The organism is Klebsiella sp. RHBSTW-00484 (genome assembly GCF_013705725.1).
In the GTDB taxonomy this organism is placed as follows: Bacteria; Pseudomonadota; Gammaproteobacteria; order Enterobacterales; family Enterobacteriaceae; genus Klebsiella.
The window spans coordinates 2225403-2248994 of record NZ_CP055481.1 but is presented as its reverse complement, the minus strand read 5'-3'; the positions used below and the strand labels follow the sequence as shown (position 1 = coordinate 2248994).

Here is a 23592-nt window from a genome sequence, read left to right as displayed (position 1 = left end):
AACATATCAGAAAAAATATCTCATAGCTTTTACCAGACTGGCAATATGTGATTAAAAGAATATAATTATCGCAGCATGTAAAGGATAAATTCATTTACTGCAGCTATGAATAAAGATGAATTCATTTGATAATGATTATCAATAACCACGGCTTTGTTGAATAAATCGAACTTTTGCTGAGTTGAAGGATCAGATCACGCATCCTCCCGACAACACAGACCATTCCGTGGCAAAGCAAAAGTTCAGAATCACCAACTGGTCCACCTACAACAAAGCTCTCATCAACCGTGGCTCCCTCACTTTCTGGCTGGATGATGAGGCGATTCAGGCCTGGTATGAGTCGGCAACACCTTCATCACGAGGAAGGCCCCAGCGCTATTCTGATCTCGCCATCACCACCGTTCTGGTGATTAAACGCGTATTCCGGCTGACCCTGCGGGCTGCGCAGGGTTTTATTGATTCCATTTTTGCCCTGATGAACGTTCCGTTGCGCTGCCCGGATTACACCAGTGTCAGTAAGCGGGCAAAGTCGGTTAATGTCAGTTTCAAAACGTCCACCCGGGGTGAAATCGCACACCTGGTGATTGATTCCACCGGGCTGAAGGTCTTTGGTGAAGGCGAATGGAAAGTCAGAAAGCACGGCAAAGAGCGCCGTCGTATCTGGCGAAAGTTGCATCTTGCTGTTGACAGCAACACACATGAAGTTGTCTGTGCAGACCTGTCGCTGAATAACGTCACGGACTCAGAAGCCTTCCCGGGCCTTATCCGGCAGACTCACAGAAAAATCAGGGCAGCCGCGGCAGACGGGGCTTACGATACCCGGCTCTGTCACGATGAACTGCGCCGCAAAAAAATCAGCGCGCTTATTCCTCCCCGAAAAGGAGCAGGTTACTGGCCCGGTGAGTACGCAGACCGCAACCGTGCCGTTGCTAATCAGCGGCTGAGCGGAAGCAATGCACGGTGGAAATGGACAACGGAATATAACCGTCGCTCGATAGCGGAAACGGCAATGTACAGAATGAAGCAGTTGTTGGGAGATTCACTGACGCTGCGTGACTACGATGGTCAGGTAGCGGAAGCTATGGCCATGGTGCGTGCGTTGAACAGGATGACAAAGGCTGGGATGCCAGAAAGCGTGCGTATTGCCTGAAAATCCAGCCAGCTACAGGGTCGTTCGCAAGAAATCTTATTTATTCAACAAAGCCAGGTATTATCCTCAATGGCGGTAAGTCAGGTGAGATTTATGGTGGTACACGTTGGGATAACGCAGCTAACAAGCAAAACTGGATTTCCATTCGTAACGGCCAAGGAGGAACACGTATCGTAACAAATGATAATACTAAAGAGATTTTAGCTGTGGATAACAATAACGGAATCTATATTAATGGCGATGTTTACATCAATGGCAAAAAAATTAATGATCTGCTAGCACTTGATGAACGCATCAGCAAAATTGAACAACAATTAGCAATATTAAAAAAATAAATTCTCACTCATATATAATTTAAACAAAATAAGTTCTTATTTTTAACAATATCATTTCAACAGTTAAAATAGGCAAGCCTTGAAAAAATAGCCTGTTGACACATAGACAATTGTATAACTTTAATTGAAGCCATCAAACAATTGTATATAACAACAAAACTGTTCGTCGTAACAAAGCATTACTCTATTTACTGAACCAGAGAAATACCTCCTGGCAGATACAAATATCTATAGGAAATCATTGCGCTGTATTCCTCTACTCACCGTTTTCTGCACCCGACATCTCCTTTCAGTTTTAGTCCTGACTTCGTCAACACCAGAAGTTACTTAAACGCCTATTATACTAATTCCTGGCCGTCCTCAAGATTTATTTTGTAGGTATAACATTATACAATCTTTCAAAGACTTACCGACCGTAGCGGTAAAGCAGGTGATCCACACAGCAAGCCAGTGTAAAATCGGCAATTATATGTAGCGGGGCAACGTGAACCCGGAGGATAAATATGAAGTTTTTAGTGACTGGAGCCGCAGGATTCATCGGTTTTCATGCGTGTAAGCGCCTTCTGGAGGCGGGTCATGAGGTTGTCGGTATCGACAATATGAACGACTACTACGACGTCAATCTTAAACAGTCTCGCCTGGACTTACTGCAATTTCCCCTGTTCAGTTTTCACAAAATTGATCTGGCCGATCGTGAAGGTATGGCTCAACTTTTCGCTAGTGAGAAGTTTAATCGAGTGATCCATCTCGCCGCCCAGGCAGGTGTACGTTATTCCCTGGAAAATCCGTTCGCTTACGCTGATTCGAACCTGATTGGTTATCTGAACATTCTGGAAGGTTGCCGACATAATAAAGTTGAGCACCTGCTCTACGCCTCATCCAGTTCAGTCTATGGTTTAAACCGCAAGATGCCGTTCTCAACCGACGATTCGGTTGACCATCCGGTTTCTCTCTATGCGGCGACGAAGAAAGCCAATGAACTGATGGCCCATACCTACTCTCACCTGTACGGTATCCCGACGACAGGACTAAGGTTCTTTACCGTCTATGGTCCATGGGGCCGACCGGATATGGCGCTCTTCAAGTTCACAAAGGCCATGCTGGAAGGAAAGAGCATTGATGTATACAACTACGGGAAGATGAAGCGCGACTTCACCTACATTGACGATATCGTTGAGGCCATTGTGCGGATGCAGGATATTATCCCGCAACCTAACCCTGAATGGACCGTCGAAACAGGTTCACCTGCTGATAGTTCAGCGCCCTACCGGGTATACAACATCGGTAATAGCTCACCAGTTGAACTGATGGATTATATCACTGCACTGGAAGATGCTCTGGGAATGGTCGCCGAGAAGAATATGATGCCGATTCAGCCAGGCGATGTACTTGAAACCAGCGCTGATACTAAGCCGCTGTATGATATGGTGGGATTCAGGCCGCAAACCTCGGTCAAGCAAGGAGTTAAGAACTTCGTTGACTGGTACAAGGCGTATTACAAGGCGTAACAACGTAAGGTAGTGGATTTATCTATAGCCGCAGTGAGACTCCATTGCGGCTTTTTTATACCGAAAAAGTTATGCAGCTGTCATATCCCTTAAGGCGCTATTGATAGCACCAACGTATGCATCACTCGTCTTCAAACTGGAAACATCAACAAAGCATTAACTCAACAAAATAGAAACAAACGCACTTATAATCATCATTCAAGCCACTTCCATTACAATAAAAGAAGGGTATTACCTCATAAAAACAACAAAAGCTGGTCAATCAAACTAACATTAAGAACCGTTTTAGAGGCATGATTTGCCATTGAGTAGTAGAAACGATTTTTTCACTTTCCTGAAAAAAATCATAAACACCATATAGGAATTTTCTTAAATTCAGGGTATGTTAATCAGGCAAAAGATACCTTTGCATATGCTCTATTAGGTCGCAGGCAAATGGATTTATAACACTCCTTTCATTCTGGTACGCATTATGGCAAACATAATTTTCTTAGCAGTCGCTGCCATCCTGTTGATTGTTTCAGTTTATTTTCTGATTTCTTATATTAAAGATCAGAAAAAGACCAAGCTGACGTTTAACAAACGCAGATGGTGAAACGAAAACTTAATATAATTATAATACAGGCATAGGAAATAATAATATAAGAATAAAACACTGCCAGCGGTGGGGATCGGTACAGTCTTCTCAACTGGCATTGAATGCTGCCTATTTAACGCTACAATATTTTTTTCAGGCAATTAAAACAATATGATACTTTTATGATGGTTAATATCTTTTGCTTGCTATGACTTGACGGCACATCCTCCAGTACACCCTTTCATTCTATCATCAGTAAAAATTCCAATCATCAGCCAGGAGGATAGCAAGACAGGGAGCTTAAAGGGCTGGGGGCCAGAAACAACAAAAGCCTGCAAGCAGGCTCTGTTTTACCTTCCGGCGCTTATCTCCAGCATCTACATCTCAGTGACGGTAGCTCTTCACAAGGTAGATTTAACATATCCGACCTCAATGATTGAGACAAGATGATCGATTGAAGAATACAAGCGGGGTCACGTTTTTTGGGTATTTACTCTGGGAAGAAAAGCAGTAAAATTTGCCAGACAAATAGCTGAACAGCTGAGGAGGGAGAAAGAGCAGGTGAAAATTTCAGACCGGCAGCGAAAACCACCGGTCAGAGGAGAGATTAGTCACTGCCAAACAAATCGCGGGTATACACTTTATCTGCAACGTCCGACAGCTCTTCAGCCATACGGTTTGAGACAATTACATCAGCTTCTTGCTTGAACGCTTCGAAATCGCGAACCACGCGGGAATTGAAGAACTCATCTTCCTGCATGACCGGTTCGTAAATAATAACCGGGATACCTTTGGCCTTGATGCGCTTCATGATGCCCTGAATAGAAGAGGCGCGGAAGTTATCGGAACCACTCTTCATTATCAGACGATAGACACCAACAACTTTAGGTTTGCGTGACAAGATAGAGTCGGCGATAAAATCTTTGCGTGTGCGGTTGGCATCAACAATCGCGCCAATGATGTTGTTTGGCACAGATTCATAGTTCGCCAGCAGCTGTTTGGTATCTTTCGGTAGGCAGTAGCCGCCATAACCAAAGGACGGGTTGTTATAGTGATTACCAATGCGTGGATCGAGACACACGCCTTCAATAATCTGCTTGCTGTTCAGGCCCTGGCTCTCAGCGTAGCTGTCCAGTTCATTGAAGTAAGCTACGCGCAGCGCAAGGTAGGTGTTGGCAAATAACTTAATGGCTTCGGCTTCGGTAGAATCAGTAAACAGCGTCGGAATGTCCTGCTTGATCGCCCCTTCTTTAAGGAGGTTAGCAAAACGCTCCGCACGTTCTGAGCGCTCGCCAATGACGATACGAGACGGATGCAGGTTGTCGTAGAGTGCACGGCCTTCACGCAGAAACTCAGGAGAGAAAATAACATTATCAATCCCCAGACGCTCTTTGATATCACGAGTAAAGCCGACGGGAATGGTTGACTTAATAATCATTACCGCATTGGGGGTAATTTCCGTGACATCACGAATAACAGCTTCAACGGTCGAGGTATTGAAGTAGTTCGTTTTCGGATCGTAGTCAGTCGGCGTAGCGATAATGACATAATCAGCATTACGATAGGCGTCATGCTTGTCAGTTGTCGCACGAAAATTCAACGGTTTTTCCGCCAGATATTCCTGGATCTCCTTATCGACAATCGGCGAAATCTTTTGGTTAATCATATCAACTTTGGATTGAATGATATCCAACGCAACCACTTCATGGTTTTGCGCAATCAGGATGCCATTCGACAAACCAACATAACCGGTACCGGAAATAGTAATTTTCATTCGATCACACTTTAATCAGTTAACTGGACGGCGGCGGGTTAGCCACCCTGGTAATCAACACTTGTGGCGGTTTTACTCCGTGGCTGGAGGTATGTCAAGAACTGACCTTACACGCGACAGGGTAATAGATAAAGCTTTAAGGAGGAGGTTCGCTCCCGTTACGAGAGTGTCAGTGTCTGAAGGTTATTTATAAAAATCCCAGCGGGTAAATAACCGGGATTTTGTCTGAACTAACTAATGGAAATTAATCCAGCCACTCGGTATGGAATACGCCTTCTTTATCGGTACGCTTATAAGTATGAGCACCGAAGTAGTCACGCTGCGCCTGAATGAGGTTAGCAGGCAGAACAGCGGAACGATAACTATCGTAATAAGCGATAGCTGCAGAGAAGGTCGGAACCGGAATACCGTTCTGAACGGCATACGCAACTACATCACGAAGCGCTTGTTGATAATCATCAGCGATTTGCTTGAAGTAAGGTGCCAGCAGCAGGTTGGCAATGCCAGCATTTTGCTCATAAGCATCAGTTATCTTCTGCAGGAACTGAGCACGAATGATGCAACCAGCACGGAAGATTTTAGCAATCTTACCGTAGTTCAGATCCCAGTTGTATTCATCAGATGCCGCACGCAGCTGGGAGAAACCCTGAGCATAAGAAACTAGCTTACCCAGATACAGAGCGCGACGTACTTTCTCAATAAACTCTACTTTATCACCAGCAGTCTTTGCTTGCGGTCCAGTAAGAACTTTTGACGCTGCAACACGCTGCTCTTTCAGAGAGGAGATATAGCGAGCAAATACGGATTCGGTAATAAGAGATAATGGTTCACCCAAGTCCAGAGAACTCTGGCTGGTCCATTTACCGGTGCCTTTGTTGGCTGCTTCATCCAGAATCACATCAACCAGGTATTTACCCTCTTCATCTTTTTTGGTGAAGATATCTTTGGTGATGTCGATCAGGTAGCTGCTCAGCTCACCCTCATTCCATTCAGTAAAGGTCTGAGCCAGCTCTTCGTTAGAAAGAGCCAGACCACCTTTCAGTAAAGCGTAGGCTTCAGCAATCAGCTGCATATCGCCATATTCAATACCGTTGTGAACCATTTTGACATAATGACCTGCACCATCCGCACCGATATAGGTTACGCACGGCTCACCATCTTCTGCAACTGCTGCAATCTGCTTAAGAATTGGCGCAACCAGCTCATAAGCTTCTTTCTGACCGCCAGGCATGATAGAAGGACCTTTAAGCGCCCCCTCTTCCCCGCCGGACACACCGGTGCCGATAAAGTTAAAGCCTTCCGCTGAAAGTTCACGATTACGACGGATGGTATCCTGGAAGAAGGTATTGCCACCATCAATGATGATGTCACCCTTGTCCAGGAAAGGCTTCAGGGAGTCGATGGCACTATCTGTGCCTGCGCCCGCCTTCACCATTAACAGGATACGGCGTGGAGTTTCGAGCGATTCAACAAACTCTTGCACTGTATAATGTGGGACCAGTTTCTTGCCGGGGTTCTCGGCAATCACTTCTTCGGTCTTTTCACGGGAGCGGTTGAAAACGGAGACGGTGTAACCACGGCTCTCGATGTTGAGCGCAAGATTACGCCCCATTACTGCCATACCGACAACCCCGATCTGTTGCTTAGACATTACATACTCCTGTCAGGTGTGGTCACTGCGACAAGTTCGCAGCCTAGATAATTCTTATGATAATAACTCAAACTAGAAGAAAAAACCTAAAACTAAAATCAGCTGACATGAGAAGTCGCTCCACTAAAATTTATCTCACGTCTAAGAATCAGAATAATATACAACACTGAAAATTAGTTACAAACTTACACAAATAGAATATTTTTCACCACTTCTTATTTAAGTATCAATCAAGCTCCGAAACCGTCTTCAGTGCGGATGCTATAACTTGATGCATATCATAATATTTATATTCTGCTAGTCGCCCTCCAAATACAACATTAGGTTCATTTTTGCTCAACTCTCTATACTTTTTATAAATGCTCATATTTACTTCATCATTAATTGGATAATAAGGCTCAGATCCTAACGCCCACTCTATTGGATACTCTTTAGTTATAACAGTGTGGTCAGTGCGAACCGTTTCAAAATGTTTATGCTCTATTATTCGGGTATATGGTATTTCATACTCAGTATAGTTAACAACAGCCACCCCTTGATAATTATCCTCTTCTAACACTTCGCTCTCAAAGCGCAACGATCTATATTCAAGTGAACCAAATTGATAGTTAAAATACTTATCAATTGGGCCAGTATAAATAATTTTCTTTGCAATTGCCTTATATCTATCTTTATGAATAAAAAAATCAACATTTAATTCAATATCAATCCCATCAAGCATTTTCTCTATCAAACAAGTGTATCCACCAATTGGTATTCCCTGATAACGATCACTAAAATAGTTATTATCAAAGGTGAATCGAACAGGTAACCTATTTATAATAAATGGCGGCAACTCAGTTGAGTGTCTACCCCACTGTTTTTCAGTATAGCCCTTAATCAGTTTTTCATATATATCCCGACCGACTAAGGATATAGCTTTTTCTTCAAGATTATTGGGCTCCTTTCCATGCATTTCTGTTCTTTGTGAATCAATGATATTTTTTGCATCACTTGGTTTTCTCACCCCCCATAATTGATGAAATGTATTCATATTAAAAGGTAGATTATATAGTTCACCTTTATGGTTAGCAATTGGAGAGTTAATGAAACCGTTAAATTCTGAAAATTGATTTACATATTCCCAAATTTTTTTGTCGTTAGTATGAAAAATATGTGCGCCATATTTATGCACATTGATGCCATTAAAATTTTCAGTAAATGCATTACCCGCGATATGGTTTCTTTTTTCGATGACAAGTACACGTTTTCCTTTTTTTGTAAGCTCATGAGCACATACAGCACCAAAGAATCCAGCACCAACAATAAGATAATCATACATAATATACATCTCCACAAAAGCTTTAAAAAGAAAATCTATGCTAAAGAATCAATGAGAAATCTTAATGAATCACTTCTCAAAAGGTCTAATTTCTGATTCACCTTATTATAATCTATATGGTTATAAAGAATATTATCATCAAACCCATGAATGTCTGTTACTAATCGTTCTTTTAAATCAAATAGTTCTAAGAGAGATAAAAACCTTGCGGTTCCTCTTGCCTGGTTCGCTAATGCAATAAAAGGTTTATTAAAAATAATAGAAAAGACCGTACCATGAAAAGAGTCAGTTACAACAAAATCAGCATTATGAAAAGAGTTCAACCAACTCTCTATTGATGGATATTTGTAGTTATCTATATCTGAGATAAAAACTGACTGTTTTTTTGTTTTAATTGGATAAGTAAAAAACACATCTCTCTGCAACTTTTCTGATATGCTTATCACAAAATCTCTTTTATCTTCACTTGTATCCAATGTATAATTAAATATCTTTCCATTATTATAATCAAGTGGGCTATCTTTAATTAAGAAGAGGTAATCTTCTTTTGTCAATAACATAGTTGGGTCAAGGACATGAGAAGCACTAATGCCAAAATTATCACGGCACATATTGACTGCCAGAGATTCACGTACAGACACGGCATTAAAATGCCTTAGCAATTCTTGGCATCTCCTCTGCTGCTCATGGGAATATTCCCATAACTCAGAGCCAAATGAAGCTGCATAAGATATTTTTTTTATTTCCTTGTTTTTTTCTAAAAAATCAAGAAAATAATGTTCAATATTCTCTGTGTATTTTGGTCTCCACACTTGATCGCTACCAACCAAGATAGCATCAAAATGCTCTGCATCAAATAGTGCACTAAGTGAAGAATATTCTACTGGCTGCGTAATACTAATATATTGATTAATAAAATTCCGGTGATTACATGCAATTGAGTTGAATTCATTTTTAGTTAACAAATAATTTCTTTTATCTTTTGATTGGGTTAAAGTTTTTTTAATTGCGGAGAGAAATTTTCTTACTGGAGATATACTACGGATTTTACAATTTATTGTTACAGGCTCATGTCCTAAATTTTTTAGAGCTCTTTGCAGCGAATAATTTTGGATGTTCCCACCATAATTAACATGAAGCGGTAAAGTCAAAATAGCAATTTTCATTTTTATTTACTCATTAAATGACGTATGAATTTCTTTAATTTTAAAAGTTTTTTATAAAAAGAGGTTACTCTTTGCAACTGTAACAAAAATGGAGCTAAACGTTCATTAAATTTATTGATATTTTGAGTTTCAGACCATATAACCAAACTTTGTTGGCGTGTCTGTAACCGTGATTTCTGTATTAAATTGGAAATGATATTTTGTTTTATTAAAAAACGTTGCCTTTTTATAGGAGTTAGCCTTCCATCCAAACTAGCCTGCGAGATCCTGTAGTATAAACCTTTATGCCGATGATTAAAGCTACCCTGTTGAGATGATTTTATCTGAGATAATGTTGCCTGTTTTACATTCAATTCGCCAGAAACAATTCCCAACTGAATAATTTCAAGGGCTATATTTGTCCTTGCAATAATAACGCTATTTCCTAATCCATCTTTATCATATGGAGAGAACCAAGCGTCACCTAAAGAAATATCAGCTAACTCCGTAGTAACATCATCACAAAAATCACAAGCATTAGATTTAAATAGCCCAGTACCCCACATATCTCCCAAACTTCTCATTTCTACAGTATGAATCCTTTCCCCAAATTTATCCTTACATGTAAACTTATAATCAAGTGCATAACTATCAGGGTTTTTAACTCTATACTCTGCCGAGTCATATTCTTTCTCTTTTGCACATCCAGCCGATTGAGCAAGAAAATCCGTATAATACTTACTTTTAAGCCCACCACAAATAATGCCGACTAAAAAAGTAATTTTCTTCTTATACAATGGCTCTTTAATTTGTTTCAATCTGATTGCTTTGATAAAACATGCAACTCCAGATACTGCAACTGTGCCATCAATCTTATCAATTTCAGAGAATAAAGATTCTAGTGTTACTGGATAATATCGAGTTTTGGAGATCTCCTTTATTTTCTCGCTAGAATTAAAAAGTTGGTATGCATAGCGCCCGTTAAATTCCTTTACAATAAATAAGTTATCAACATACCCTTGAGAAAGTAAAACATTAAACATATAGGTAGCAATACCACCTGAAGAAGAAGTTAATCGATATGAATTAGAATATCCTACAAATAAATCACGATATAATCCAATTTCTGGATCTTCATTATTTGCATCCCAAATAAATTCACTCGCCAAATCATCTTCATTATATATTGGTGATAAGTTAAAAGGACAGACTTTTACCATTTCATCTGAATCAGCAGTCAAACCAACATCAGGTACAAGAAATCCATCTTCTGACCATTTCATTGAGGATGTTCCGCTTTTATCCTCTGAAATGCAGACTCCACAGCCTGTACATAAATCATTCTTGACAATGTCTTTAATACTCATTTGAAGAACCTTACTAAATAATTAAAAACAAACTTTTTCTCATCCATTGATGTTATTAATAAAACAAGCAATAATAAAGTGAGTATATAGTGAAAGATAAGCTTTAACATAAAAAAGACTAATCCCTCACCAATAAATACTTTCATCAATATATAGTTAGAAGCTAAAATTAATATTGCGGAAAAAAAGCAAGGTAATACAACGCATAAATAGTATTTTTTAAATGAGAAATTTATATTTTTTTTCAAAAAATAAATCCGAAGATTAAGATTGATTATTGAAATAATAAAAAGTATAACAAATGCGCTATACGGTTGGTAACCAAATTTATAAAAAACATAAGTTAATGGTAATGATAAAAAAACCATAAAACCGACAACCAATTGATATGTTTTTATCTTTCCTGATGCTTGAATACCTGCGATTATACTTGACGACAAACTATCAACCAAAGCAACAGCCAAAATAAGTCGAACAAATATAACTGTATTGTCAGGTACATTTGTAAGCCATATTGTCAAGACTTCTTTGGCACATATAATTATTGGGCATGCAAGAAAAAATAACAATGCAAATGTATATTTTGAGCCGAATAAAATAAGTAGAAAAAATCTATTATTGTTTTCCGTAGAAACATAAGATTTAAAAATTTGTGGGCGAATAGCTATAGCAAGGGATTGTGTTAGCGACGACATAGCATTCAGAACAGATGCCGAAATGGCATAAGAGGCGTTAATCGCAGTCGAAAAAAATACATTCATTGCTATGTTAACACCTTGAGTACGACATACATAAGCAAAATTACCAAATATATTCCAAAAAGAAAATGATGCTATATTTTTAAAAACGCTAAAGGAGACTTTCCCTCCAAATAAATATCGTCTAAAATAAAATATACAATATATCACATAGATAATTAGCATTAAAGAAGAAGATAGAAGAAGTAACAATGAATAAATAAATAACTTATCATTTGCAATAATAGATATAGAAAAAGCAATAACTAATTTTGAAAACACGTCAAATATAGACATATACGCATAAAATGACATTTTTTCATTGGCGATCACTAGAGCATTAAAAGGAGATTGAATAATTGTTATGGCAATAGATAGCACCGCAACCAAATACAACTTACCAGCAACTGAAATAGCCGTTACGGGAATATTTATTAAAGATAATACGACATAATTTTTAAGCGGAATAAGAACGATAAGGAAGAGTAATGCCGCAATAATATATATAAGGATACTATTTATCATAGTATCCTTGACATTTTTCTCATCTCCGCGTCCTAACCCAATCGAAATATATCGTTGGACTGACTCATTCATAGCAGAAGATAAGAAAATGGCAAACCCGACAACACCATATATAACACTAAATAATCCATAATCATTGGTGCCAAGTTGATTTAGCACCACTCTTGTCGTGTATAAAGAGATAGCTATCGAAACAACTGTTCTAGTTGCTAGATAGATAGTGTTCTTAACTATTAGTTTATTTTTTGACATTGACAATGTTATTCTCTGAAGAGATATTTTTAATTCACTGCTGAAAAACAGAAATCACCATAAACAATTTTGTATAAAATTAAACAATCGACCACACCGCATATAAATTATAAGGAAGAGAAGAAATTCCCTAAAAGAGATAAATGGGAATATTTTTATTTGGTGATTCTTATGTTCATTAATATAATACATATAGGGTTCTTTATTCAAAAACATGAATTCTCGCGTTGTATTAAAAATATGTTTTTTGACTTCCTCTCTTGTGTCCTTTATTTTTTTTAATATGTTTAACGTCTTATTATTTGCTTTAATTATATCTTCTAACCTTTTTTCATTTTTTGAAGAACTTAATGTTCCTTCAGAATAGACATTATATTGATAAAGACAAATATCCTTATATACTATATAGTCCACATGTAATAGTACATCTAGATTAAAACACCGATCTTCTGAGTGCCCCATCTCTTCATCAAAAAAAATACCATGCTGCAGTATAAATAGCCGATTAAATAACTTATTCCATACGGTGCTTATATCATTGTATTGAATACTTTTAAAGTTATTATATTTTAATAAAAAGTCATAATTACTTACAATAGCATTCCCTTTATTAAAAACCTCAATTTTATTTTTTTTTATATTCTTTTTTATAAAAGAAAATGCAAGTAAGTTAACATCTTGATTAAACTCTCTAATAAAGCCACTTGCAACATCATCAATTATTTCGTCATCAGGATCACAGAACCAAATATATTTGGACACAGAGAATTTTATTCCAGCATTTCTTGCTGCTGATACACCTCTGTTTTTTTGATTCAATATATATACATTAGTAAGGGAAAATTTATTAATCTCATCTATAATAGTAGATACTGAATCATCGGTTGAACCATCATTGACAAAAATTACGTTAACTTTATCTACAGGAAGCTGTCTTGTATGAAGTAAAAAAGAGCTAATATAATCTTTCTTATTATAAATAGGACAAATAATGTCTACTTTTTTTGGTTTGATATCCAGATTATCCATCTAATTGTACCTACATCAGTTTTAATCTATTCTGATAATATATAATACTATCTAATATGTTTTACTAATTGTACCATGCCTCATAAATTCCGCCCTGTCTATATTACATCCTTTGGGCTCTGAAAATAACTTGAAATCAGATGTCGTCACATACATGATGCCCTTACGCAGATAATATGAATCAAAGTATACATACCATTTATTTCTTTGCCAACATATTGATGGGCCTTCTATATCCATACTAGAGTTTAGAGAATGCAAGTCTAAACATCCTATATATTTATAATCGCCGGAGATCACTGACGATTCGAAGAAGTCAATTACTCCAAAATTTTCTCTCTTAGTTGCTAATATATATCTAGATTGAGGTTCGTCATAGATGATGAAAGGGTCAATCCTGCTATACTTATTTATAGCGCCATCATATTCAATAAGTTTAATTCGTTTTGCTTTAGAAAATATAAATTTGTTAGTATCATCACATCTAGATAAATACAAGCCAAAAAACTTCATTGTGTTTTTTTTATTACTGTCTATCCCTATTTGTACTGATGCGACTATATAAAGATTATCACGCGAATCTTTAATCAACTCTGGTGCCCATACGTACCTAGAAGGAACATCGCTATTATCCCAAAGACGATAACTACTAGTTATTGTTTCATTACCACCAAGGACGACCCTTAAAAGTTGCCACGAATTTAAATCATCACTTACAAAGAAAGAAGCATCATATTGGTCTTCTTTGCCCCCGGTGAGCAAAAGTAACCATTTTCCTCTATAATAAACCAGAGAAGGATCTCTCCCATTTAATGGCCTACCTTTATAATTTAGAGTAACAGGAATGCTCCAGTTTTCACCGTCAATCGAGTAGGAAAATAACAACATGTTGTTTTGAGTATAATCAAAAAAAACTGAGTAATAAAATTTATCCAGATGAAGACCAATGTTTTTTATAGTCGCACATACTATGCTAGCTGGATAAAGTAAAAGAAAAGTTTTCAGAAAATCTCGTCGTTTCATTCCCGCTCCTCTTAAGGATTTATATTAATTTAGACTTTAATAACAGCGAGTATATAAATTCTTTTTTCACCTGTAGTGAGCAAAAAATAAAATTAATAAGAAAAATAAAATAGCATTTTCTTCCATTATATTTTTTTGATAATTTAAATGCTTTGAACGTATATATATCATTTTTAGTAAGGACAAAAGATAATTCATTCAGCCAATTCATAGAGTATTGTATAGTTTCCCCTTTTTTCTCTGGTGACATAACTGACATTTTATACTTAGATAGTATTTCATCTACAAACTTGAATCTATACCCCAAATAATCTGCTCTGATACAAAATTCATAATCTTGATGTCTTATGAATTTTTCATCAAACATTATTTGTAAATACAATTCTTTCTTTAGTACAATAGTACTTGTCTGGATAAAACCAATACAACCAAATAGATATGAAGCTATCGACCCATTTTTTTTTTCATATGCCCTTAATGGCATTATCTTTCTAAACGCAGGGTCTATCTCGGAAAAAATTGCAACTTTAGAGTAATAGATGAGATCCTCGTTTTTATTTTTGTCTATCTCTCTCCTCATTACACTAAGCTTTGTATCATACCATTCATCATCTGCGTCCAACAGGGCTATATATTTACCGGAGGCTAATTCAACACCTTTATTTCTTGCTCCAGAGCCATTTAATTTTTTTTCGGATAGGAATAACTTAATATTCATACCTGATAACTGAAAAGAATCAACAACACTCTCCAATTCATCTTTATCTTCAGAGCAATCATCTATAATGATGACTTCATAATCCTTTTCCTTCTGATTTTTTATCGATTCCAGTGTGAACACTATTGATTGTGATGCATTGTAAGCCGGAATAACAATACTAAAAAAAGGAATTCTATCCTTCATGTGTGCCCTCAAATATTAATAAATGTTGAATGTATCAGATACCTTGTATCCCATCAAAGATTGTGGATTTGCAATAGTATTGTAATAAAAGTAATACATTATTATAGAAACAATAAATATAACCATTAAGAATCGATATTTTATCAACCTAAAACATAACAATGAAATAAGTAACGGCTCTACATGCAGGAACAGATTCCCTACGCGCCCACCTATAATAGAAAAATCGTGAAAAACCATACGTACACCAGCACCAATTGCATATACAAGAATAAGTATATATGACAACCCAATTTGTTCTGTACTAAGTTTCCCATTCTTATCCAGAAGGAAAAAACAAAAAATGAATACGAAGAACACATTCTTTATGTTGGCTACACTGACAAGTGGTATTTCCGTATCAAATTCAGTACCCTGATAGTTAGAAACTATTTGCGGCAAATATCCGAACGCCCAGCCAAATATATTTTTCCCTCCCAAAAAACCCAATGGAATACATATAAGCACAATTAGGAAAGGCATATATTTCCATTTGACAAAGGGGCGGACTAAATACATCACAACACCCGCTAAAGCAGTTTGGTGAGACAGTGCAGCCATTACGATAAAAATAATAGATTTAGTATATTTATTCTCATGCAAATAGCACATAGATAATACAAAAAGAGCACTACTAAGACCGAACCTAATCTGGTTTAGATCCTTATTCAAATACAGATGAGATGAATAAACAGCCAAAGATATTAAAAATAACGGGGAGTATTTTTTGTATGTATATGAATTGATAAATACCGATATCAGAAGATAAGCAAAAATAAAAATATCAGCATTCTTCGTAAAAATAGAAACAGCCATCATAACAATCGTTGTAATAGGCTCATATTTATACTGATTAATTATATCCCCTATAGAAAGCATTACTGATTTCTGTTCTATTTCACTGAATGTTATTCTGTACATCGAATCATCAACACCAGTACCAGCACCTCTTATACCACCAAAAAAAATCAGTACAATAACGGATAGAATATAGAGGTATAATAATATCTGTTTATTATATTTAACATGCGCGACTTCGTCATTTCTCAAATATACATCAAAAAAAATCATTACAATAAAAAAAAATGAAAGATACCAATATGGAAGCATGGTCATACCTCTTCAATGCCCTAATCAAAAGACTATATATTCTAGTTTAAAATCAGGGCACACCATTTTTTGTTAATATTAGCACTATCAAATCTAAGAGCCGTCTTCAATGTCGCAGAAGAGAAACTATAGAACAGTTCATCATCATTGGCCAGTGTATTCATTTTATAAACAAATTCACTCTGATTATGAAGTTGAACAACAAATCCATCAATACCATCTTCTATAATTTCTTTTGGACCAGTGGGGCAATCATATGCAACCGCTGGTAATGAATAGGATTTAGCCTCTAATAAAGCCATTGGTAGTCCTTCATATACAGAAGTCATAAGGCAGATATCAGAATCCATATAATAATCATGAACATTACTGACTCTCCCTCGCAAAAATATACAACCTTCTAATTCTCTTTTTTTTATTTCACTCGATAAAGACTCCATTTCCTCACCATCTCCAAGTATATTTAGTGTCCATTGAGGATTCTCTTTTATAAATAGCCCCCATATTTTTATTAACTCACAGAAATTTTTTTGTTTATTCAACCTTCCTATAGCGACAGCCTTATAACATCGTTTCTTCCTAAAAAAGTTTTTGTAGTCAATTGGGTTCTCTATTACATCAGCTTTAATTCCCCATTCTACCAAAACATTTTTATCTCTTTCAGTTAACACTATTACTTTATCATATTTTTTCAGCATAATTCTTTTTAGCACACGAACATACCATTTAAGAGAGTCTAACGATATATGTTCACATGATATTTTTTTTAAATTTACTTTTTTAATTCTAAATGACAACAATGCGAAGAAAACACTCAATTTACCCATACTTACAACAAAAATATAATCATAAGACGATTCATTGATAGAATTAACAATATCTAACAATGGCCACTTAGAATTTTCAAATGATTTTATACAATTGACACCACTATATGCGTAAAATGGTTCTCCTGAACCTTTACAGCTGAACACATCAACAACGTTATTTTTCCCACTAAATGATGACACCATAAAATCACATATCTTCTCTCTTCCGGTGTAGGTATATGCATTATCGGTAATCAAAAGTATCTTACTCATGAGCAATACTGCCTTTTAATCAAGTTAATACCTTTTACTATTAAATTCTCACCATCGGTATTGTATACAGGCATTTCATAAATTTTTAATTTATTCTTTTCCCCCTCCAGCCATACGTTAAACAGACGCTCGGCTAAAAACCCAATGACACGCATCTGATATGAGTCATACTTTTCCTTGTCAATTCGCGTATCTAATTCAAATAATATAGGGAATACCCAATTACAGTAAGACTCAAAAATACCCCACGATGTTACAAACATATTATATAGAGATAATGTTTTCCCATTCATAATATTATCAAAATGAACCAAATATTCACTCTGTTTATTTGAAATTATTTCTCTAACCAACATCAAGTCTTTACTATAATGGGCTTTTTTATAATGTTCCTGAACTGAAACAATATAATAGTTCCTTTTTTTAGGTATTATTATATCATAGCTGTTCAATATTTTTTTTATATCTCCTTCTGTTGCTATAATATTTTTGACACCTTTCTTAAAATATCTTCTATAATGCGTCAAACCTATAATATCATTTTCAGAAAATGATGTATTTTTCCAAATCCAGTATAATGCCGTCATTTCACAGAAAGATTTATTTTTTTCTGTGATATTATCACCAATATTATCCCTTACTGCTGAAGAAAGATTAACCTCACCATTGCCAACAATAATAGGCTGATAAATACTTTCAGCTGTTGGTTGAAAGTTTTTATGCGTAACAGTGTATATTCTCATTCTTTCCATTTTAGTATGCCCCATCTTTCTTCAGTACAACACTAACTGTTTTGAATAAAATTGCAATATCATTCCACATAGACCAATTTTTAACATACCATGCATCTAGATATACACGAGTATCATAATCAACATCGCTACGCCCACTTACCTGCCAAAGACCAGTCATACCTGGTTTACTTAATAAATAATAATCGACCTCATCATTATATCGTTCTAATTCTGCGGTAATAATAGGCCGTGGCCCTACTAAACTCATTTCGCCTCTTAGCACATTGAATAATTGCGGAAGCTCATCTAAGCTGGTTTTTCGTAAAAAACGTCCGATTTTAGTTACTCTTGGATCATTTTTTAGCTTAAATGTTTCCTCCCACTCAGATTGGGCATGAGGATCTGTTTTCAATAAATGCTCTAAAACCTCCTGTGAGTTAATTACCATAGATCGAAATTTTAAGCACTTAAAAATTTTACCGCCTTTTCCAACACGCATGTGTCCGTAAATTGCTGGCCCTTTATCTTTCTTTACTTTTAGACTAATGTATATCAATAAGGGAGAGAGAATTAGAATTATCCCCATTGAGCCAAAAACATCAAATAACCTTTTTAAAATACGTGAAGACAATTTGGCCATGTTTTGCTGAACACGAAAGATCATCACCTCATGGCTAAAAATAAATGACATATCTGTGCTATCTAATGGCATACCACGTAAAGTTGGGATAACTGACACATAACGATATCCCCTAATCATAAATTCTCTCAGCCAATTATTGCGTATATCTCCTTGGTTTGACTCAACTGCTACGATGAACTGTGTGCGCTTATTGATTGTGTCCAACCATTGTTGACTTGTCCTCACTACCGGAATGCCATCTATTCCATGTGCTAAATCAGTCTCACGATCAATTGAAACAAAACCTACGACCTTAAGTCCAAGATTACTCTCGCTATTGATTGCCTTATACGCTTCATATGCATTTTTACCATTACCTATAATCCAAGTATCTCGAACCCATATATTGAATGCATTTAAACAATGTTTTATTATAATCCTTGAAACAGGTACAAGAATTACGGCAAATATCCATGTCAAAAGCCATACATATCGTGAAAAATACCATTTAGTAAATGCCATTACAGCTAACTCTATTACGGCAAAAATAACCAAGGTCCGTAGTATTTCTTTTAATTCAAACCAAAACGTTTTACGGTAGAAGTAATGCCGCAATCGTACACCATACCAAGCGATACAAAATAAACCCAACATCCAATGCAGTACAATCCAATGCTCTATTTGATCGTCCGGTACACGCTGATTAAATTCAGTAAGAGTAAAAGAAAGCACACCCAAAGCTAAATACATAGATAATATAAAACTACTTAAATCGGCGAATACTAAAGCTACGCTGCAAATAATATTTCTATTAAAATGCGTCATGATCCCCTCGTAGATATGGGTAAATAAAAGCAAGATTACTAAAAAAAGAATAAGCCCTGCAATATACAGAGCTTATTACATGACTTTAATCTTTTTTATCTGAATATGAATAACCATAATGGTTATAACCATAGCCATAGTAGCTACTAGCTTTTTTTACCACCCCATTCAAGATACTACCCTTAATAACCACGCCACTTTGCTCAAATCGTTTAACACTCACTTCAATTTCTTTAATGGTATTCACCTCAAATCGAGCCACAAGTAAAGATGTCCCAGCATAACGCCCAATAATTGCTGCATCCGTTACAGCCAAAATTGGCGGCGTATCAACAATAATTAATTCATATACTCCCTCAGCCCATTGAAGCAAGTTTTCAAATCGAGGATGCATCAACAATTCAGCTGGATTTGGTGGAACTTGACCTCGCCCAATATAATCAAATCCCCCACCAGATACTTTCTCTATTACAGATTCTACAATTGCCTGTCCAGATAAAATCTCAGACAAACCTTTTGTCTGCTTACGGCCAAACATTTTATGAACATAACCTTTTCGCAAATCAGCATCTATAAATAGTACTTTTTTTCCCGTAGAGGCCATTATAGCCGCTAAATTACTACTGATAAACGTTTTACCTGCACTTGGGCTAGCACCTGAAATCATTAATACATTATTTTTAGCTTCCATCATTGCAAAATGAAGACTTGTACGTAAACTACGGATGGCTTCTATTGCCAAATCAGTCGGATTTTCAACAGCTAATAACATATCAGATTCGTTTTTACGCAATTTCGCTGATTTTCTAGTATTATTTGCTAACCACTCCGAGACCGGTACACTGGCATAAACATTAACACCAATTTCCTCTAGCTGTTCTGGTGATTCAATCCCTCTACGGAGAAAAACTCGCAATAGCACCAAACCAACAGAGATAAACAACCCTAGTATTAACCCGGCGCCTATTACTAATATTTTTTTTGGTTTAACTGGTTTAGGATCAGTTACTGCATTATCAATAATACGAACATTCCCTATTGCACTAGATTTAGCAATATTCAACTCCTGCTGGCGATTGAGCAATTGTAAGTATACCGCACGCCCCGATTCAACATCCCGACTTAAGCGCAAAACTTCTTGTTGTGTAGAAGGCATGGCACTTACACGCTTGTTGAGTTTTGACTTTTCATCTCTAAGGGTTTGGCGTTTCTCCATTAAGGCTTTATATGTAGGGTGTTCTTTCGTATATAACTGTGATATTTCAGCTTCACGGAAAGTCAGTTCATTTAATTGATTATCAACATTAACAATTTGATCAAGTACCGATTTCGCCTCCATATTCAAATCAACGGAGTCTTTTTGTCTACGATATGCATTTAACTTATCTTCTGAAACATCCAAATCATTACGTACTTGTGGTAATTTTTTATTTAAGAAATCTAGGCTTTTAGCATCTTGCGCTGCTTGTCTTGCAATGTTCTGAGCAAGGTAGTTTTCGCTTATACTTTCTAAAACAGTAGAAATTAGCTCTTGATTATCACCAGTTATAGTTAAATTCAGCATCCCTGTATCTTTACCTTGATCGGCTACACTGAATACATCTTGAAGATCGGCAATAGCTCTCAAGCGTGTTAACTGAGTTATCGTGAACTTATCACCAGGTTGAGCATCAAGTGAATCGACTAAAAGTGCAATTCCATGATCATCAAGTAACTGCCCAACTCTACCCATTACACTAAAATTATCACCCTCAACCAAGTATTGATTTTTATCCTTGACCGTTAAAGTAATTTCTGGAGATTTATCATTATCCTTATTCATGGGCAAATAGAGACGTCGAATATTGATATTCCCTGGTTTTTCCCCTAATAATCTAGCGAGACCTTGTCCGACAATAGGAAAATAATTCTGTTTCACTTGAGCTTGTAAATTCAAGTCGTCTACTGTTTTCCCTAGTATCATTCGCGATTGTAACAAAGCAATTTCAGGTGCCGATTGAGGCTGACTATTCGGCAACATTTGGCTTAAACTACTTAAGATAGCATTCCCTTGCTTCTGCTCTACTTGAATCAAAACATCTGACTGATAGATTGGCGTAGCCAATAATGCATAAAGTATCGCAAGCATTGTAAACGCAGCGGTAACTGATACAATTAACTTACGATAATCGATTAGCTCACCGATAAGACGACCTAAATCAATATCATCGGAATCGGTAGTTGCCGGTTTATTTGTTGTTACTGAAGTCATGCAATATTTCCTGAAAATTATCCACCTAGCTTGTCAACCCAGCGCAAACTAGCCTGCTCAATCATTTGAAATACTGAGTCAAATGCTTCCTCACTCTTACGATAGGGGTCAGGAATATCCTTTGCCCCCATCCAATGGCCAAATAGCATTGTTTTGCCTCTTGCTTCTGGCGCAATCCGACTCACTTGCTCAATATGACTATGCTCCATTACTAATAGCAATTCATATTGACGTGCTAACTGTGATGTAAATTGTGCCCCTTTATGACCATCCAGAGATAGGCTATTTTTATTCGCTACCTTTACGGCCATATCATCAGCAGGATGATTAACCAACGCTCCTACCCCAGCAGAATCTATCTTTTTATCTGGGAATTTTTCACGTAAAAGCCGCTCCCCGATAGGGGAACGACAAATGTTGCCTGTGCATATTACTAGAATTGAGTCAAACATTTTTATGGCCATGATTTAATATAGCGGGTGGTTTCAGTCATATCATGTACTCCCGTTATTGTTGGTACGAGCTGAGATATAACTCGATTCCAACGGACTAATGGGGCAGCAGTAACGTATACAATATCATATGGCTGCAATTGGAACTCAGTTCCTAAAACCATCGCCGAAGCATCTTGTGCATTAAGTTGGTAAATACTGGCAATTTTGCCTTGCTTATCCCCTTTCAACTGCCGAACAACAAAGACGCCAGTAGCATCACTTAAAGATTGCGACATTCCTTCAGCATTACCTAACGCTTCGGCAAGCGTCATACCACTACGGTCCATCTTCATAGTACTTTGCTTACCGACTTCGCCCATCACGAAGACTTTTAGATCATCATTGCGAGGAACAAAGAGTATGTCACCAGGATATAAGAGGTGATTTTGGGTCAAATCACCTTTTTGCATCAACGCATACAATGATACTTTTTTATCTTTACCATTATGGGTCAAGACTACATTACGCCAATCAGCATCAGATGATAAGCCTCCTGCTGCATTAATTGCATCCATAACAGTCAATGGTATATTTGTAATAGGTTGCTGCCCTGATTTGGAAACTTCACCTGTAACATAGGCTTTCTGCGACCTAAATGCTGCAATGCTTACATCAACTTGAGGACTTTCAATATAGGTAGTTAGGCGGTTTGCGATTTCCTGCCGAACTTGGCTTAGCGTTTTACCCACAACTTGTACTTTACCAATATACGGATAGAAAATAGTCCCATCAGAGTTTACCCAGTTGCCCGTATCACTTGCGCTACGATATTGACCAGCAGGGGTAGTTAACTCTGGGTGATCCCATACAGTTACCATAAGCACATCGCCAACCCCTATGTGGTACTCATAGTTTTTTAGCAAATTATCAAGTTGTGGATTTGAACGTGCCATCATAGACGCAGGTCGGAGTTGATCAATTAATCCTGGCGTCATCGGATAAACATTTACCAATTTATCAAGATCATAATCGCTATCTGGAAGCTCAACCACATTCTTGCGAAGACTATTTAACCCCTGTCCCGGCATAATTGTACAACCAGATAAAAATCCTATTGCTAATGCCAATGCCGAAAATCTAACAATTTTTTTCTTCATAATGTCACATCATCAGTAAACCAAAAGTTTCTAATTCCTA

General features: G+C 36.8%; 20 protein-coding genes. 4 read left to right on the top strand and 16 right to left on the bottom strand.

From position 1 onward, the window contains the following. Window positions 1-181: 181 nt before the first annotated feature. The 4 genes from HV213_RS10640 (at window position 182) to HV213_RS10630 (ending at window position 3588) form a co-directional block, all read left to right on the top strand. A complete protein-coding gene (locus HV213_RS10640) occupies window positions 182-1150 on the top strand; it encodes an IS5 family transposase (RefSeq protein WP_000654811.1) in 969 nt (322 codons plus the stop codon). A 206-nt stretch (window positions 1151-1356) separates the two neighbouring features. Then, on the top strand, window positions 1357-1485 hold the full coding sequence (locus tag HV213_RS33560) for a hypothetical protein (RefSeq protein WP_327021792.1): 129 nt from the start codon (window positions 1357-1359) through the stop codon (window positions 1483-1485). Window positions 1486-1988: 503 nt separating this feature from the next. After that, entirely contained in the window at window positions 1989-2993 is a 1005-nt protein-coding gene (locus HV213_RS10635) for an NAD-dependent epimerase (RefSeq protein ID WP_181485678.1), read from the top strand. A 472-nt stretch (window positions 2994-3465) separates the two neighbouring features. After that, window positions 3466-3588, top strand: a complete 123-nt coding sequence (locus tag HV213_RS10630; RefSeq protein WP_065809845.1) for a small membrane protein — start codon at window positions 3466-3468, stop codon at window positions 3586-3588. A gap of 589 nt (window positions 3589-4177) precedes the next feature. Here HV213_RS10630 and ugd read toward each other — a convergent pair. The 16 genes from ugd to HV213_RS10550 form a co-directional block, all read right to left on the bottom strand. Continuing rightward, window positions 4178-5344, bottom strand: a complete 1167-nt coding sequence (gene ugd, locus HV213_RS10625; RefSeq protein ID WP_181485677.1) for a UDP-glucose 6-dehydrogenase — start codon at window positions 5342-5344, stop codon at window positions 4178-4180. Window positions 5345-5588: 244 nt separating this feature from the next. Next, window positions 5589-6995, bottom strand: a complete 1407-nt coding sequence (gene gndA, locus HV213_RS10620) for an NADP-dependent phosphogluconate dehydrogenase (protein WP_181485676.1) — start codon at window positions 6993-6995, stop codon at window positions 5589-5591. Window positions 6996-7221: 226 nt separating this feature from the next. Further along, complete coding sequence (gene glf, locus HV213_RS10615) at window positions 7222-8316, bottom strand: UDP-galactopyranose mutase (RefSeq protein WP_181485675.1); 1095 nt, start codon at window positions 8314-8316, stop codon at window positions 7222-7224. Between the two features lie 35 nt (window positions 8317-8351). Then, complete coding sequence (locus HV213_RS10610) at window positions 8352-9482, bottom strand: polysaccharide pyruvyl transferase family protein (protein ID WP_181485674.1); 1131 nt, start codon at window positions 9480-9482, stop codon at window positions 8352-8354. Between the two features lie 2 nt (window positions 9483-9484). Next, window positions 9485-10828, bottom strand: a complete 1344-nt coding sequence (locus tag HV213_RS10605; protein WP_181485673.1) for a Coenzyme F420 hydrogenase/dehydrogenase, beta subunit C-terminal domain — start codon at window positions 10826-10828, stop codon at window positions 9485-9487. Next, window positions 10825-12342 carry an oligosaccharide flippase family protein gene (locus HV213_RS10600; RefSeq protein ID WP_181485672.1) on the bottom strand — a complete coding sequence of 506 codons (1518 nt, stop codon included), beginning with the start codon at window positions 12340-12342 and terminating at the stop codon, window positions 10825-10827. Before HV213_RS10600 ends, HV213_RS10605 begins: the two co-directional genes overlap by 4 nt. A 54-nt stretch (window positions 12343-12396) precedes the next feature. After that, the gene (locus HV213_RS10595) at window positions 12397-13371 is read right to left on the bottom strand and encodes a glycosyltransferase family 2 protein (protein ID WP_181485671.1); all 975 of its coding nucleotides are present in this window, start codon (window positions 13369-13371) and stop codon (window positions 12397-12399) included. A 51-nt stretch (window positions 13372-13422) separates the two neighbouring features. Continuing rightward, on the bottom strand, window positions 13423-14394 hold the full coding sequence (locus tag HV213_RS10590) for a glycoside hydrolase family protein (protein ID WP_181485670.1): 972 nt from the start codon (window positions 14392-14394) through the stop codon (window positions 13423-13425). A gap of 19 nt (window positions 14395-14413) precedes the next feature. Continuing rightward, window positions 14414-15298 (bottom strand): glycosyltransferase family 2 protein, encoded by an 885-nt coding sequence (locus HV213_RS10585; protein ID WP_181485669.1) that lies wholly within the window; start codon window positions 15296-15298, stop codon window positions 14414-14416. A gap of 15 nt (window positions 15299-15313) precedes the next feature. Continuing rightward, window positions 15314-16453 (bottom strand): EpsG family protein, encoded by a 1140-nt coding sequence (locus HV213_RS10580; RefSeq protein ID WP_181485668.1) that lies wholly within the window; start codon window positions 16451-16453, stop codon window positions 15314-15316. A 35-nt stretch (window positions 16454-16488) separates the two neighbouring features. After that, a complete protein-coding gene (locus tag HV213_RS10575; RefSeq protein ID WP_181485667.1) occupies window positions 16489-17529 on the bottom strand; it encodes a glycosyltransferase in 1041 nt (346 codons plus the stop codon). Beyond that, window positions 17526-18281, bottom strand: coding sequence for a DUF4422 domain-containing protein (locus HV213_RS10570; RefSeq protein ID WP_181485666.1), 756 nt, complete (start codon window positions 18279-18281; stop codon window positions 17526-17528). The genes HV213_RS10575 and HV213_RS10570 overlap by 4 nt, the downstream gene beginning before the upstream one ends. A gap of 1 nt (window position 18282) precedes the next feature. After that, window positions 18283-19710 (bottom strand): undecaprenyl-phosphate galactose phosphotransferase WbaP, encoded by a 1428-nt coding sequence (gene wbaP, locus HV213_RS10565; protein ID WP_181485665.1) that lies wholly within the window; start codon window positions 19708-19710, stop codon window positions 18283-18285. An 85-nt stretch (window positions 19711-19795) separates the two neighbouring features. After that, window positions 19796-21961: a polysaccharide biosynthesis tyrosine autokinase gene (locus tag HV213_RS10560; protein WP_181485664.1), complete on the bottom strand. Its 2166-nt coding sequence runs from the start codon at window positions 21959-21961 to the stop codon at window positions 19796-19798. A 17-nt stretch (window positions 21962-21978) separates the two neighbouring features. Then, complete coding sequence (locus HV213_RS10555) at window positions 21979-22413, bottom strand: arsenate reductase/protein-tyrosine-phosphatase family protein (RefSeq protein ID WP_327021791.1); 435 nt, start codon at window positions 22411-22413, stop codon at window positions 21979-21981. Window positions 22414-22415: 2 nt separating this feature from the next. Beyond that, complete coding sequence (locus HV213_RS10550) at window positions 22416-23552, bottom strand: polysaccharide export protein (RefSeq protein ID WP_181485662.1); 1137 nt, start codon at window positions 23550-23552, stop codon at window positions 22416-22418. Window positions 23553-23592 lie beyond the last annotated feature (40 nt).